The 13,962-nt window shown below is 55.6% G+C and carries 15 protein-coding genes and 1 pseudogene; 14 read left to right on the top strand and 2 right to left on the bottom strand.

The window, feature by feature from the left end:
• The 10 genes from BLW97_RS19000 to mutS form a co-directional block, all read left to right on the top strand.
• Positions 1 to 94 (top strand): ATP-binding protein (locus BLW97_RS19000; RefSeq protein ID WP_242947823.1); only part of this gene is annotated, 94 nt, incomplete at its 5' end.
• A gap of 123 nt (positions 95 to 217) precedes the next feature.
• Entirely contained in the window at positions 218 to 3,067 is a 2,850-nt protein-coding gene (locus BLW97_RS05480; RefSeq protein ID WP_075322573.1) for a DUF927 domain-containing protein, read from the top strand.
• The gene (locus BLW97_RS05475) at positions 3,054 to 3,584 is read left to right on the top strand and encodes a hypothetical protein (protein ID WP_075322572.1); all 531 of its coding nucleotides are present in this window, start codon (positions 3,054 to 3,056) and stop codon (positions 3,582 to 3,584) included. Before BLW97_RS05480 ends, BLW97_RS05475 begins: the two co-directional genes overlap by 14 nt.
• A complete protein-coding gene (gene thyX / locus BLW97_RS05470; protein WP_075322571.1) occupies positions 3,577 to 4,266 on the top strand; it encodes an FAD-dependent thymidylate synthase in 690 nt (229 codons plus the stop codon). Before BLW97_RS05475 ends, thyX begins: the two co-directional genes overlap by 8 nt.
• Positions 4,263 to 4,430, top strand: a complete 168-nt coding sequence (locus tag BLW97_RS19375) for a hypothetical protein (RefSeq protein ID WP_158025126.1) — start codon at positions 4,263 to 4,265, stop codon at positions 4,428 to 4,430. Before thyX ends, BLW97_RS19375 begins: the two co-directional genes overlap by 4 nt.
• Positions 4,420 to 4,962: a dATP/dGTP diphosphohydrolase domain-containing protein gene (locus tag BLW97_RS18670; RefSeq protein WP_077218249.1), complete on the top strand. Its 543-nt coding sequence runs from the start codon at positions 4,420 to 4,422 to the stop codon at positions 4,960 to 4,962. The genes BLW97_RS19375 and BLW97_RS18670 overlap by 11 nt, the downstream gene beginning before the upstream one ends.
• Position 4,963: 1 nt before the next feature.
• Entirely contained in the window at positions 4,964 to 5,248 is a 285-nt protein-coding gene (locus BLW97_RS05460) for a hypothetical protein (protein ID WP_075322570.1), read from the top strand.
• Positions 5,248 to 5,460 carry a DUF4224 domain-containing protein gene (locus BLW97_RS20385; protein ID WP_075322569.1) on the top strand — a complete coding sequence of 71 codons (213 nt, stop codon included), beginning with the start codon at positions 5,248 to 5,250 and terminating at the stop codon, positions 5,458 to 5,460. The genes BLW97_RS05460 and BLW97_RS20385 overlap by 1 nt, the downstream gene beginning before the upstream one ends.
• Positions 5,447 to 6,415, top strand: a complete 969-nt coding sequence (locus BLW97_RS05450; protein ID WP_075322568.1) for a tyrosine-type recombinase/integrase — start codon at positions 5,447 to 5,449, stop codon at positions 6,413 to 6,415. Before BLW97_RS20385 ends, BLW97_RS05450 begins: the two co-directional genes overlap by 14 nt.
• 46 nt (positions 6,416 to 6,461) lie before the next feature.
• Positions 6,462 to 9,023, top strand: a complete 2,562-nt coding sequence (gene mutS, locus BLW97_RS05445) for a DNA mismatch repair protein MutS (protein WP_075322567.1) — start codon at positions 6,462 to 6,464, stop codon at positions 9,021 to 9,023.
• 106 nt (positions 9,024 to 9,129) lie between these two features.
• On the opposite strand, the pseudogene BLW97_RS20380 reads toward mutS, so the two are convergent.
• Positions 9,130 to 9,303 (bottom strand): annotated as a pseudogene (locus tag BLW97_RS20380) (type II toxin-antitoxin system RelE/ParE family toxin); the annotation flags it as partial.
• Positions 9,304 to 9,631: 328 nt separating this feature from the next.
• On the opposite strand from BLW97_RS20380, the gene BLW97_RS05435 reads away from it, so the two are divergent.
• From BLW97_RS05435 to pyrC, 4 genes are read left to right on the top strand one after another with little or no spacing between them, the layout of a single operon-like run.
• Positions 9,632 to 10,246: a hypothetical protein gene (locus tag BLW97_RS05435; RefSeq protein WP_075322566.1), complete on the top strand. Its 615-nt coding sequence runs from the start codon at positions 9,632 to 9,634 to the stop codon at positions 10,244 to 10,246.
• 12 nt (positions 10,247 to 10,258) lie between these two features.
• Complete coding sequence (locus BLW97_RS05430) at positions 10,259 to 10,873, top strand: nucleotide-binding protein (RefSeq protein WP_031575006.1); 615 nt, start codon at positions 10,259 to 10,261, stop codon at positions 10,871 to 10,873.
• 34 nt (positions 10,874 to 10,907) lie between these two features.
• On the top strand, positions 10,908 to 11,603 hold the full coding sequence (locus BLW97_RS05425) for a tetratricopeptide repeat protein (RefSeq protein WP_077218245.1): 696 nt from the start codon (positions 10,908 to 10,910) through the stop codon (positions 11,601 to 11,603).
• Positions 11,604 to 11,662: 59 nt separating this feature from the next.
• Positions 11,663 to 12,697 carry a dihydroorotase gene (pyrC, locus tag BLW97_RS05420; protein WP_075322565.1) on the top strand — a complete coding sequence of 345 codons (1,035 nt, stop codon included), beginning with the start codon at positions 11,663 to 11,665 and terminating at the stop codon, positions 12,695 to 12,697.
• A 34-nt stretch (positions 12,698 to 12,731) separates the two neighbouring features.
• Here pyrC and BLW97_RS05415 read toward each other — a convergent pair whose 3' ends face one another.
• Positions 12,732 to 13,817 carry an alkene reductase gene (locus tag BLW97_RS05415; RefSeq protein WP_075322564.1) on the bottom strand — a complete coding sequence of 362 codons (1,086 nt, stop codon included), beginning with the start codon at positions 13,815 to 13,817 and terminating at the stop codon, positions 12,732 to 12,734.
• Between the last annotated feature and the right edge of the window lie 145 nt (positions 13,818 to 13,962).

Genomic DNA, 13,962 nt, shown 5'->3' with positions numbered 1-13,962 from the left:
GGCGCTTCTCGATCGACTGACCCACCACTGCGATATTCTGGAGACCGGAAACGATTCTTACCGGTTCAAAAAACGTCGCAGCCACCCCCTCTAAAACTGGTCAAAAATATACGCTGTTACCTGGTCATTTTTAAACGCTGTTTGACAGGCCCGAATAGCGGTTTACGGGGCGTAAGGTAATTGGGCGCTACTCAGCGCCCAACCCACCGAGGAGCGTATGGACACAGAACAATTCTTTTCAATGATCCTCCCCGCCAGTGGCACAAAGTGTCTGGCAGTCAAAACACCCGAAGGTATGCGGCACCGCTGGTTTACAGACCTTCATCAGATGTCTCAAGTTATGCAGCAGTTATCCAACGCAAATTACGAAGTCTATTATGGTTTATCTGGATTCGTTCCCGACGATTCCACCAAATTCAGACGAAAGGCCGAGCAGGCCAAATTCGTCAAATCCTTCTGGGCGGATATTGATGTCGGCCCGAACAAACCCTACACCAGTCAGCTGGAGGCGGTACAAGCGGTCGCCACGATGTGTAAGACCTACGAGATCCCCAAGCCGGTTCTGGTGAACTCAGGTTACGGCGTCCACGCTTACTGGCCGCTGCCGCAGGAAATCAGCACAGCCGCATGGATGCCTCTGGCGTCCACGCTCAAGCAGCTGCTCCCCGCACTCGGTCTGCAGATCGGCGTGGAACGTACCGGCGACTCCGCTTCTATTCTGCGTCCGGTTGGTGCAGCCAACTACAAGCAGACCGAGCCTGCGCCGGTCAGTCTGCTCTGGGCACCGGCGGATATGAAAGGCCGTGCCCGCAAGTTCATCCAGGCTGTGCAGTTTCAGGCGCAAGCCCGCAACATTACACCGAATATAACGGCCAGTGTGCGTAGTGCGCCGCTCACCCTGAACCGTGCGCTGGGCGCGATTTATGAGGAACGGCCTGTCAACGCCGCCAAGCTGGCGGAACGGTGCGCTTGGCTGCGTAACGCCCACGAGCATCCGGCAGACCTATCTGAGCCCGAGTGGTACGCGATGCTGAACATCCTCAAGTTCACCGAAACGCCTGAGCCCACCGCGCAGTTGTGGAGTCAGGGCCATCCCGGTTACTCAGAGACGAACACCACGGCCAAGCTGGACCACGCCATCGCGTCCGGTGCAGGGCCCTCCCTCTGCACAACACTGGAGGGTTACAAGCCGGAGCTGTGCAGCGGCTGCCCGCAGCGTGGGAAAATCAAGACGCCTCTGGTGCTGGGCCGCGTGGCTCCTGAGCCTGCTCAGCCACCGGCTCCCGACGCCTCGGAGGTGATGAACGGCTACGCACACCGCGCTATTCACCAGCCTGCACCACCCTACCGGATCGACGAGTTTGGCGCGATCTGGCGGGACGGTGAAGACCCGTTCCGGCTGTACGCCTACCCGATCATGCTCACCGCACGATGCCGGGATAAGGATGGCCGCGAATACTACACGTTCAGCGTAGGCCGTGAAGACAAAACCTGGGTCGATTTTGACATTAAAGCCGCCGATCTCGCCAGCCAGACAGACTGCGTAAAAGCGTTTGCAGCAGTCGGCGTCAACGGATTCCCGCATGGAGAACTTATGCACTACGTTCGCAGTTTTGCCGAAGACATGAAGTCACGCCAGCAGGCCGCTGGTATTTATGAGCGTCTGGGCTGGCAACCGGACCAGTCCTTCGTTGGCCCCGAAGGCCGGTATCAGGACGGCCACGAACCGGAGCCGGTCCTGTTCACGCCGTCTGCCTCGACCATACTGCGCCATATCCGCAGCGCCGGGTCGCTTGAGAAGTGGCAGGAAGTCACCAAGAACCTGGGCCGCAGCCCGAGCCATGCCATGGGATTCCTGATGGGCTTCGCGGCACCCCTCGTGCAGTTGTCCGGTTACAACGGGTTTCTGGTGAACCTGTATGGCGGCACTGGCGTGGGTAAGTCAGCCGTGCAGGAGGCAGCCGCGACCATCTACGGGCCGTGGAACCACCTGCACCTACGCGCTGTGGATACGGTCAACAGCACCTTCACAATGGCCGGAACACTCAGCGCCCTGCCCGTCCTGATCGAAGAAATCACCACCATGCGCGATCACGATTTGGCCTCGCTGGTCTATTCGGCTACTGAGGGTCGCCCCAAACGCCGCGCCCAGCGCGACGGTGCGCTGGTGGAGTCCTCACTGGAGTGGGCCACCACGTTTGTCACCAGTACCAACCGGTCCATCGCGGATATGATACCGAGCGGTCAGGCCGTGACGCAGGAGGCACTGTTGGCTCGGGTGCTTGAAGTCGAGCTGCTTCCACCCTCGAACAGTGAAACCGACAATGGCGAGCTGCTGGTGAAGCACCTGCGCGACGTGCATCTGCAGTGCCGTGAGAACTACGGCCACGCAGGTCCAATCTGGCTGAACTACGTAGTCCACAACGCACACATACTCACTCAGGAAATCCAGCAGTTTCAGGATGCGGTCGCCCTGCAGTGGGGCGTAGATCGTACCGCAGGACGTTTCTGGCTGGCTGCTACGGCACTGGCTCTTGTGGCAGCCAAGCACACCGCGAAGCTCGGCCTGTTTGAAATCCCTGATCTCGCGGAGTTCAAAGAGTGGCTGCGCCTGCAGTACGGAGCCATGAGTGATCTGAGCAAGGAAGTGGCCGTCAACCTGAGCGAGCGCCTTAACTTCTTCCTCGACGAACATCTGGGGTACACGCTCACCGTGCGCGGCGCGGATACCTCATGGAGTCTGGTGGGTGGTGTACCCATTCAAGGGAAAGCCGCATACATCCGTCAGGAAATGGACGACCTCGGGAACATCCACACCGTGTATGTTTCCACTGCCGCACTGCGCGACTGGTGCGCCCGCAAGCAGTTCAGTTACACGGAGCTGCGGAAGTGGATGGCCGAGCAGGGGGTGCTCATGCGTACCGCGTCGGTGCGAATGGAGCGCGGCTCTGTCATCGACACCGGCCAGCGGAAAATCGCCTGCCTGGCATTGGACGGCGCTCACCCGCTGTTTCGGACCCTCACCATTGTGAAGAATGACATGGAGGCCACTCGTGCAGCTGGCTGAAATGACGGAACAGCTGCGCGTCTACCGCGCAGTGCAGCAGGCCGGTATTCCGGTCCCCACAGTCTGGATCAAAAAGGTGGCTGGGGTGCCATTTAACCGGCTGGGGAAAATCCTCCTGCGTCTTGAGGATTCCCACTCGCTTTTTTGTGTGGGCGAAATTGCTATCCCGCCGTCGCGCAGGGAGGCTGTGTATGGCAAGCACCGCAGCAAGCTCTACACCGCCACAGAGGCGCTGCTGAAAGGACCAACCGACGAAGTGATGTGCAAGGCACCGCACGTCTGGGCCTCGGTGCTGGAGAGCGCCGCCCGTGAAGTCACAAACGGGCCGCTCACTGCAGAAACGCGGCTGTTAATTGGTGTACTGCGTAACGCCGCCGTGGATGCTCAGGCCACAGGGATGCTGGACTTTTTTGAGGACTGGCCGTTCCAGGCGTATTGCGGGCTGATGGGGATTTCAAGTAGTTGGGCACTGAGGAAGTTGAAACAGATTTTAGGGATAGGAGAACAGCATGAGTAAAGTAGTCCTGAAAAACAGCATGGGCGACGACCTCGCCGTGGTCAACGCCGCACGGGTCAGTATGGCGAAGGAATCGAAATGGGAGTGGGCCGCACGGGGTGACGAGTCAGACCTGCGCTGCCATATCCAGCTGCCTGAGTCCGACAAAAAACTGATCGGGTATCTCGCCAAACACGAGCACTGGACTCCGTTCAGTCACGTCATGCTGACCTTCGTGATCCAGATGCCTATTTTTGTCGCCCGCCAGTGGTTCCGCCATACCGTGGGGTTCACGCGGAACGAAACTTCACGGCGATATGTGGATGACGCACCGGAGTTCTTTATGCCTAAGTATTTTCGCACCCGTGCGGCCAACGTGAAACAGGGCAGCACCGACGAAGTGCACAAAGATAGCGGCCCGTGGATGGTGGAAGCCAGGACGATCCACGCCCATGCGCTGATCCTCTACAACAGCATGATTGCCGACGGTGTGCCACCTGAGCAGGCGCGGATGTTCCTGCCGCAGACGATGGAGACGGAGTTCTACGAAACGGCCTCACTCGCTGCGTATGCGCGGCTGTGCAGACAGCGGCAGGACGCCCACGCACAGGCCGAGATCCGCGAATTTGCGGATAAGGTGGCGATGGGGTGCCAGCACGTTGCACCTGTTTCTTGGGCTGCACTGATGGGAGGTGAGGGATGACCGACAAAATAGATTACCGCAAGAAAATAGCCCGCCTGGAAACCCTGCTGGCTGAAGAACGGGCCAACGCCAAGATGCTCCTTGAAGTAGTGCGTAAACAGATTATTACTTTGGAAACGCAGCGGGAGATGCTGCGGGAATTGGAGGCACAGAATGGAGATTGAGGAGGGAAAACGATATATGCGACGTGATGGGCGCAAAACTGGGGCGCTAATGAGGTGCGGCAGTAAAAACTACCCATTTTTAGACCCTTATACCCGCGATACTTACACCTGCTCTGGGGAGCAATATGCGGGGGTTATGCGCCCCGCTGACCTTATAAGCGGTTTATACGATTCGGAGGGGGAAGATTCTGAGTATCAGCCAAAAACGGCGGAACCCGCAGCGTGGCCCACTGAAGCCATTAAACAAGACCAAGGCAAGCCCCGCTACGACCTGCTTCCAGGTGATGCGCTAGACCAGATTGCCCAGGTGCTCACCTACGGCGCAACGAAGTATTCCCCGCGTAACTGGGAGTCTGGCATGGCATGGGGTCGGCTCTACGCGGCCCTGATGCGCCACTGCTGGGCCTTTTGGCGGGGTGAGGACACGGATTCGGAAACAGGGATGCATCATATGGCCCATGCCGGTGCCTGCATACTGCTGCTGCTGGCAAGTGTGGGGCGTGGGATTGGAACGGATGATAGGAGAGAGTGAGATGCAATACTACCCAGAAGAAGGGGAAGAAAACTGTTACCCGTTTGCGGATCACAAAGATGAGGTGGACGCCCTCACGGCTGAAATAGCCGCACTCCACGCCGAATGTGATCGGCTGGCGCTGCTGGAAAAACCCAAGGTGCTTGAGGCGCATGAGGTGTTGTATCAGGGAATTTATTGGCACCGATTCCTGCCAGCAAAAGAGTGGCATATTGTCAATGTGTACGCCATACAGACACTGCGGGGCCAATTTATCGGCCCATTGAAAGAGCCGGAGGTTGACTGATGTTCCTGACTAAAGAGCAGCTCCAAGAACTCACCGGCTACCAGAACCGGCCTCACCAGATACGGTGGCTGAAGGACCACGCCTACCCGTTTGAAATCGCGGCGGATGGGAGGCCGCGTGTCCTGACTGCCGCCGTGCTTGCCAAACTGGGGGCACCGGCGCAACAATCAAGACCCCAAGTGAGGATACCGCCCCGCCATGCGACCGCGTAAAAGCCAGAGAAACCTGCCGCCATGTGTTTATCAGAAGCATGGCGCATACTGGTATGTCAAAGGCGGTAAGTGGACTCGTCTGGCTCCAGACCTGCCCACTGCACTGCAGCGTTACGCAGTCATGGCAGCCCCCAAGGACTCCGGCATGGCGGCACTCATCGAAACCGCGCATGTAGAGATTATCCGTAACAAGAAACCTAACACCGCCAGCCAGTACGACCAGTGCAGGCGGGTTCTAAAAACTATGCTGGCGGACTTCGCACCGGACCAGGTGCGCGGCTCCGACGTAGCTACCGTCAAGGCTGAGTACGCGGATCGGCCCAACATGGGCAACCGCATGATTTCCTACCTACGCCTGGTGTTCAACTACGCGCTCGAAAACGGCATCGTGGATTACAATCCGTGTGTCGGCATCAAACGCCACGCAGAATCCAAGCGCCGCCGCTACCTGACAGACACCGAGTTTCAGGCCATCTACACCGCAGCGTCTGACAACCTCAAACCCATCATCATGGTCGCTTACCTCACCAGCCAGCGGATTGGTGATGTGCTCAAAATCAAACTCTCGGACGTGTCGGCAGAAGGTATTTACTTCGAGCAGGAGAAAACAGGCAGTCGGGTTCTGGTCGCCATGACGCCCGATCTGGAACGCGCCATCAAGGCTGCTCGCGCACTTCCCCGCGCCGTTGCTTCGATGAGCCTGTTTAGCGTCAAACGCGGCGGTCGGCCTTACACCTACGCGACTGTGCAGGATATGTGGGCCACAGCCGTTGAGCGTTCCGGTGTGGCCGACGCCCACCTGCACGACCTCCGCGCCAAGAGCCTCACGGATGCCAAAAAGCAGGGATTGGACCCCGTGGCACTGGCTGGTCACTCCGACGCCCGAATGACGGCACGGTACATCCGCCAGCACGACACCGTGGTTGCCATGCCTCCCAAGCTGGCCGAGTTTTAGACAGCCCCATTTTCCAATTAGACATATTTTAGACAATTAAGCGTAAATGATTGATTCAGAAAGCGTTAAAAAGCACACCCCCATGATGCAACAATATTTCGGACTGAAAGCTGAATGTCCGGATGCGCTGCTGTTTTACCGCATGGGTGATTTTTACGAACTGTTTTACGAAGATGCGCAAAAAGCATCGACCTTGCTGGGTATTACCCTCACCAGCCGGGGGCACAGCGCAGGAGAACCCATCCCCATGGCCGGGGTTCCGGTGCATAGCGTCGATGGTTATTTAGGAAAACTGGTCGCACTCGGTAAAAAAATCGCCATCGGCGAACAAATTGGTGACCCCACCACCAGCAAAGGACCTGTCGAAAGAGCCATTGTCCGGGTCTTGACCCCCGGTACCATTGTCGATGGGGCCTTGCTGGATAGTCACCAGGAGCCCCTGCTGCTGGCCATCTGCCCGGAAGGCCCAAGCTGTGGCCTCGCCTGGCTGGATGCAGCCGGAGGGCGACTGATGCTCAGGGAAATCCCCCAGACCGGCTTGACCGACCTGCTGGCCCGGCGTCCTGTAGCTGAAATCATTCTTCCCGAAGATGCGCCCCTTAAAACCAGCCTGAACAACAAGCATGCCCAGGGGCTGGATAAAACCCTGTTCCAGACCCGTCGCAGTCAGGCCGTGCTGGAGCGCTATTTTGGCGAGCGCCTGGACAGTTTTGGCTGCAATGACTGGCCACTGGCCCTGCGCGCCGCTGGAGCGCTTCTCCATTATGCCGAATCCCAACTACGGGGCAGTCTGGCTCAGATCCAGTACCTGCAGCCTGAGCGTGCTGAAGATGAGCTGTATCTGGATGCCACCGCTTATCGTGCGCTGGAAGTTGTTGAAAGTCTGCATGAACAGGGTCCTACCCTGCTGTCTCTGCTGCAAAAGACCCGCACCCCCATGGGTGCCCGGCTTTTGAGGCGCTGGTTATTGCGACCCTTGCGTCAGGGACCCGATTTGCTGCAGCGCCAGCAACATGTCAGCGCACTGGTTGCCGGCCAGGGTCCGGAGCCGCTGCAAAAGGCCCTGCAGGGCATCGCCGATGCCGAGCGCATTCTCACCCGTATTGCCTTGCGCAGCGCCAATCCTCGTGATCTGGCGCAATTGCGCAGCACCCTCCAGGCCCTGCCCGCCCTGCACGAAAGCCTGCAGCGCTTCGCACAAAGTCCGCTTCATGATTATCGGGAACGCATCGGGTTATTCGCAGAAACCCGCCTGCTGCTGGAAAACGCCATTGTCGATCAGCCCCCCATGACCCAAAGGGACGGGGGTTATATCCAAACCGGCTATGACACTGAACTGGATCGTTTGCAGGCCCTGAGTCACAACCTTCAGGATGTCCTGCGCAATCTGGAGCAGGAAGAACGCCAGCGCACCGGCATCAGCCAGCTCAAAATTCAGTACAATCGGGTTCACGGCTTTTATATTGAAATCAGCCGCAGTTATCAGGGACCTATTCCCGACGATTACCGCCGCCGCCAGACCACCAAAAATGCCGAACGCTACATCAATGACGCCCTCAAGCTTATCGAAGATCAGGCGCTTTCTGCCGAAAGTCTGGCTCTCAGCCGGGAACGTCTGCTCTTCACAACGCTTCTGGACGCCCTGATACCGGAAGTTGCAGCCCTGCAGAACACCATGACCGCAGTGGCAGAACTGGATGTCCTGAGCACCCTGGCTGAACGCGCCATCTCGCTGAATTGGTCCGCACCGCAACTGGTGGCGGAAAACAGCCTGCACATTCTTGATGGCAGACACCCGGTCGTCGAAGCGCAAATGGGTAGTCAGTTTGTGCCCAACGACCTTCATTTTGATGGGCAACAGCGGATGCATCTGATTACCGGCCCCAACATGGGCGGTAAATCTACCTACATGCGCCAGAGCGCACTGATTGTACTGCTCGCTCATATCGGCAGTTGGGTGCCCGCTCGCGAAGCCATTATCGGGCCTGTCGACCAGATATTCACCCGCATTGGTGCTGCCGACGATCTGGCGGGCGGACGCTCGACCTTCATGGTGGAAATGAGCGAAACCGCACGCATACTGCATCTGGCCACCGCCCGGAGTCTGGTCATTCTCGATGAAATCGGGCGCGGCACCGCCACCTATGACGGCCTCGCCATTGCCTGGGCCACCGCCGAAGCCCTGCTCGAACGCGGGGCATTTACCCTTTTTGCCACCCACTATTTTGAACTGACCGAACTGGAAAACCCGAAGCTCAGCAACCTGCATCTGGATGCCTTCGCCCAGAACGATCAGGTTATTTTTCTGCATCGTGTCGAAGAAGGGCCAGCCGCCCAGAGTTACGGCCTGGCCGTGGCCAGCCTGGCCGGCATTCCAGAAAAAGTAGTCAGCACCGCCAGGGTACGACTGCAGTTACTTGAAAATTCGAGCTCTGCACGACCAAGCATCTTACCCAATCCGGCACCCGCACAAAATCCACCGGCGCAAATTCCCCTATTTGCAGCAACACCCCACCCCGCGCTGGAACTCCTGGAGCAAATGGACCCCAACAATATCAGCCCCAGGGAAGCATTGGCCGTTTTATACCAATTGAAAGAGTTGCTGTAGGCTTCTTGTAACGGGACGTATCCGGACAACCCGCCAGCAAAGCATCGAAAGCCAAGAAATCGCCTCGCTCTTGGTGTTCACGTTATGCGCTGTTTTTATCGTGACCCTACCACCTACGCGGATTTTTTTGCCTGCTGTGAAATACCTGTATTATTTCCACGGCATCATACCGCACGCAATAAGGGAGAATGTACGGGTGATCCGTTATCACTAATTCCCTGGTTACAAAAACCCGCCCAGGTCTGCCCATGGCCGGATAGGCGCATAACAAGCCGGTGCCCTGGTGTAGGGTTGTTTGTCACATCCAGATTCGGGAGATCACTTGATTTCCCTTTTTTATCTGAATCCCACGTTGCAAGAACTGTTGTATGAACCGTTGCATTCTTTTACGCTGCAACATTTATAATATTTATTATATATCAATATATTGGCTTAATTTTCTGTTGCAAAAAGATAAATTTCTTAAACCCATAATCCCCAATAAAACAAGAGATTAACTTCTGGCACGTTGTTTGCTGATAAAGCTTACTGAATTAGCCGATGGCGTGGCGGGTTCTGGAAACCAACATTATCAAGGGTTTTTTATAACGAACATGGAGGCAAATGTGATGAAATCATTGAAAAAAACACCAATGGGCCGGAAACTGCGGTCTTTGGCTTTGATGGCGGGTGTCGGTATGGCGGGCTTCATGATTGCAGCCCCGGCGTATGCCTGGGGTCCTTGGGGTGGCGACATGCCCTGGAGCGGTGGTGGTGGAGGGATGCCCTGGAGTGGTGGTGGCATGCCCTGGTCCGGTTATAGCGGCCCCATGAATGGCAACAGCGGGCCTTTTAGCGGCTATGGTGGCCCCATGCAGGGATCAGAAGGCCCTTGGGATATGGGTGGCATGAATTTCAATGGGCCGCATGGTGGACCCATGAACATGAACAGCGGTAACTACGGCGGTTATGGGCAGCCTTATCAGGGCGAATATCAGGGCGGTGGTAGTAATGGTTATCCGCAATCCTACGGACAACAATCCTACAACGGACCCAGTCAAGGTTATGCCCGTTATCCGGCACAACAAAACTCCGCTTATCCTAATCAGGGGCAATATCCACAACAATACGCACAACAATATCGCCAACCCTATCCGCAGCAGATGCGTCCCAGCATGCCGCCTCCGCCCATGGGTCCTTATCAGTCTCCTTATGGTTATTCGCCCTACGGATATGGCCGCTAACCCGAGGATCCCATGCGTTTGGTAGTGGCCTCCATGAAGGGTGGGTCTGGTAAAAGCACGGTGAGTTTCAATCTCGCCGTGTGGTTGGCGTATCGGGCTCCCGTGCAACTTTACGACCTCGATCCCCAAGGGACCTTACGCGATGTCTGCAGCGATCGCACAGAACAGCACATTCTGCCCGCTCTTTCTGTAGCTACAGAGATGGATGATGCCCTGCCCCAGGCTGAATACGTAGTGATTGACTGTAGTTATTCCGAATTGACCGCCTTTCGAGGAGCCTTGAGCGTCGCCGATGCGATCCTGATGCCCGTCGGCCCCAGTCAGGCCGATATCTGGTCTGCACAACGTTTTCTGGAGGATTGCGGCCAATGGGCAGCCCCTCCGGTCTGGGCATTTATCAATCGCGCCGATACCCACCACGCAGTCCGTGAAAGCGATGAAGCCGAGGCCATGCTGGCCGAACTTCCACAGGTCAAATCCTTGGGATTACGACTCGGACAACGCACGGCCTTTCGCCGCTCACTGAGTGAAGCCCGTGCCGTTTTTGAATTGGATACCAGCAGCAAAGCCAGCCAGGAACTGGAAAAACTGGCCAGCACTTTGTATCCGGAATTATCTATGTTCTAGCACCCAACCCATTTAATATTGAGGCGAATAACTTATGCGTGTTTTCTCCCTACCCCTAGTGCCAAGACACCCCCTTTTCAAGGTCGGGATGCTTTTCACCTCACTTTTAGTGGGTGCCAGCCTGCAATTCGTCTCAGGCGACCTGAATCCTGAATTTTCGCCTTTCAGCTGTATTGCCAGTGCCGCAGCCGCAGAATCTGCCTTACCTGCAAAAACTGTCCCCGCAGCCAAACATCCCGTCGCGCCCAAAAAAACTGGACAAAGTGGCGCTGCCAAAGCGCATTCTGCCCACAAAAATATCAAGGCTCCGCCCACCTTATCCATGCCTATGCCGGCTTCGACAAAAAGCCTGAGCAAAGCCGAAGTCAAACTGCTCTTGCAGGCTCGGGCGGCCTACTGGCAGCGCAATGCGCCGAAAGCCATTGCCGACTACCAAAAACTGCTTCACGAAGCGCCTGATCATCCGGGTATTTATGGTGAATTGGGCAATGTGTATTACATGACCGGCAAATATCCGGAAGCCGCCATTGCCTATGGAAGTGCAGCCCGAACCATGATTCGGATGCAGCGCTTTGCAGAAGCCTACAGCCTTTTGCCGTTGATAGGCTCCCTGAATCCTCAGGAAGCTACCGCCATTGACCATAGCCTGCAGGTTCACAGTGCTGCGGCCGCCAAAAAAGCCAGAGCAGCCGCCCAGCAAAAATCTGAGCAGTCCGCAGTGCCCGATTGAAAAACATTGCGCCAGCAACATATCATCCAGTCTGATCTCAATAAGCTGAGGATGTTGCTGTGCAAGAACTCAACCTGATTCGTCCCGACGACTGGCATCTGCATCTGCGTGACGGGGCCAATATGGCCTCAGTGCTTCCTGACAGTGCCCGACGTTTTGGTCGAGCCATCGTCATGCCCAACCTGAAACCGCCCGTGACCACGGTGGACCTTGCCGCTGCTTATCGTGACCGGATTGTTGCTGCACTGGAACCGAGCTCAGCATTTCAACCCCTCATGACTCTTTATCTCACCGATAACACCACTGTGAGTGAAATCGAAAAAGCCAAAAGCAGCGGTTTTGTACAGGCAGTGAAATACTATCCGGCGGGAGCAACCACCCACTCGGAAAACGGTGTCACCGACCTCAAACGCGTATACAACGTGCTGGAAGCCATGGAAAAAATGGATCTGCCCCTGCTCCTGCATGGAGAAGTAACCGATCCGGATATTGATATTTTTGATCGGGAAGCAGTATTCATAGAACGTCATCTGCTACCCCTGACTCGCAATTTTCCGGGTCTGCGCATGGTTCTCGAACATATCACCACCCGCACCGCCACCCAATTTGTGGCCGATGCCGGAAAGCAGATAGCGGCCACTATCACCGCTCATCACCTGCTCCTCAATCGCAATGCCCTGTTTGTCGGTGGGGTTCGTCCCCACCATTACTGCCTGCCGATTCTCAAACGGGAAACCCACCGCCAGGCACTGATTCAAGCCGCTACCAGTGGTAATCCCAAATATTTTCTCGGTACGGACAGCGCCCCCCATCCCCGTCAGGACAAGGAGTCGGCCTGCGGCTGTGCCGGAATTTACACCGCCCATGCAGCCATTGAACTTTATGCAGAAGTTTTTGAAGCAGCAGGCGCTCTGGACCGGCTGGAAGCTTTTGCCAGTTTTCATGGACCGGATTTCTACCAGCTCCCTCGTAATCAGGGGCACATTACTCTGGAAAAACGGAGTTGGACAGTTCCCGAAAGCTATCCCTGTGGAGTGGACACATTAATTCCTCTCCGGACCGGAGAGGAATTATCATGGAAATTGAGAGAATAACTAAAGGAATAATAGGTATTCATCCCGTCCTGTATTATTTACTAAAACTAGATTTTTTATACGCCGGATAGTCAGTATATCCTTTTGGCCCAGGAGAATAAAAAGTGGATTGGTCAGGAGCATTCAAGGAATAGCCTGCACGAATCCGATCTGGCAAATCTGGATTTGCCAGGAAAGCCGTTCCAAAAGCAATGGCATCAACAACACCAGAGGCTAAAGCTTCTTTGGCTTCTTCAGGCGAGTAGCCCATGTTGGTAATCAGAGATCCACGGTAATGTTTCCGCGCTGGAGACAAAATATCGCCTGATTGATGGCCGTAAAAGTCTCCGCGCATTAAATGTAAATAAGCCAAGCCAAAATCATTCAAGCGATCAGCAAGCCAGGTCAACAAGGCCACGGGATTACTATCACGCATATCGTTGAAGCTATTGAGGGGAGATAAACGCACCCCGACCCGATCGGCACCAATGGCATTTGAAACAGCCGTCAATGTTTCGAATAGCAGTCGCGCACGGTTTTCCATGCTACCACCATATATTCCAGACCGAACATTGCTTCCGTCCCGCAGAAATTCATCCAGTAAATATCCGTTTGCCGCATGGACTTCTACCATATCAAATCCGGCAGAACGGGCATTCAGGGCAGCCTGGACAAACCCTTGGACAATAGCGGGTATTTCATCATCCTTTAAGGCTCTCGGTTCAGTATATTTTTGCTTTCCATTTGGGGTATGTACCTCTTCACCCTTAATGGCAAGGGCACTGGGAGCCACAGGAACGACCCCATCATTCAAATCAGGATGGCACGCTCTACCACCATGCCAGAGTTGCAGGGCAATTTTACCTCCAGCCGAATGCACGGCGTCGGTCACTAAGCGCCAACCATCAATCTGTGCAGCGGAATAAATACCCGGTTCATGCCAAAAGGCAGAATTACCCGGCAAAATCATGGTTGCCTCAGCGATGATCAGCCCCGCACTGGCTCTTTGAGCGTAATATTCTGCCATAAGCAGCGTTGGTACATGTTCGTCCTCTGCGCGGCAGCGCGTCAAAGGGGCCATAAAAATGCGATTAGCTGTTTGGATGCTGCCCAGTTGCAATGGTGAGAACAAGTCGGCCATGGTTTCTCCTAGTCAGGGTTTGTTCAAAGTCATAGATACAATAATGATACCGACCAGTCAGTCGGTTTACAAGTATCCATATTCTTGTCCGATATATCATGCGCGCAAAACTTCAAAGCAATCGCTGGTTAAATAAGTCGTTGAC

This window comes from Acidithiobacillus albertensis, assembly GCF_001931655.1.
Classification (GTDB): Bacteria; Pseudomonadota; Gammaproteobacteria; order Acidithiobacillales; family Acidithiobacillaceae; genus Acidithiobacillus; species Acidithiobacillus thiooxidans.
The sequence above is the reverse complement of the archived record's forward strand: the minus strand, read 5'-3'. Positions and strand labels throughout refer to the sequence as shown.

Excerpts from the sequence above, each read along its gene's own strand:
- BLW97_RS05460 (WP_075322570.1), top strand. The coding sequence starts at position 4,964 with ATGCAATACTACCCAGAAGAAGGGGAAGAAAACTGTTACCCGTTTGCG.
- BLW97_RS05450 (WP_075322568.1), top strand. The coding sequence starts at position 5,447 with ATGCGACCGCGTAAAAGCCAGAGAAACCTGCCGCCATGTGTTTATCAG.
- BLW97_RS20385 (WP_075322569.1), top strand. The coding sequence starts at position 5,248 with ATGTTCCTGACTAAAGAGCAGCTCCAAGAACTCACCGGCTACCAGAAC.
- BLW97_RS05480 (WP_075322573.1), top strand. The coding sequence starts at position 218 with ATGGACACAGAACAATTCTTTTCAATGATCCTCCCCGCCAGTGGCACA.
- thyX (WP_075322571.1), top strand. The coding sequence starts at position 3,577 with ATGAGTAAAGTAGTCCTGAAAAACAGCATGGGCGACGACCTCGCCGTG.
- BLW97_RS05430 (WP_031575006.1), top strand. The coding sequence starts at position 10,259 with ATGCGTTTGGTAGTGGCCTCCATGAAGGGTGGGTCTGGTAAAAGCACG.
- BLW97_RS19375 (WP_158025126.1), top strand. The coding sequence starts at position 4,263 with ATGACCGACAAAATAGATTACCGCAAGAAAATAGCCCGCCTGGAAACC.
- BLW97_RS05425 (WP_077218245.1), top strand. The coding sequence starts at position 10,908 with ATGCGTGTTTTCTCCCTACCCCTAGTGCCAAGACACCCCCTTTTCAAG.
- mutS (WP_075322567.1), top strand. The coding sequence starts at position 6,462 with ATGATTGATTCAGAAAGCGTTAAAAAGCACACCCCCATGATGCAACAA.
- BLW97_RS18670 (WP_077218249.1), top strand. The coding sequence starts at position 4,420 with ATGGAGATTGAGGAGGGAAAACGATATATGCGACGTGATGGGCGCAAA.
- BLW97_RS05435 (WP_075322566.1), top strand. The coding sequence starts at position 9,632 with ATGAAATCATTGAAAAAAACACCAATGGGCCGGAAACTGCGGTCTTTG.
- BLW97_RS05415 (WP_075322564.1), bottom strand. The coding sequence starts at position 13,817 with ATGGCCGACTTGTTCTCACCATTGCAACTGGGCAGCATCCAAACAGCT.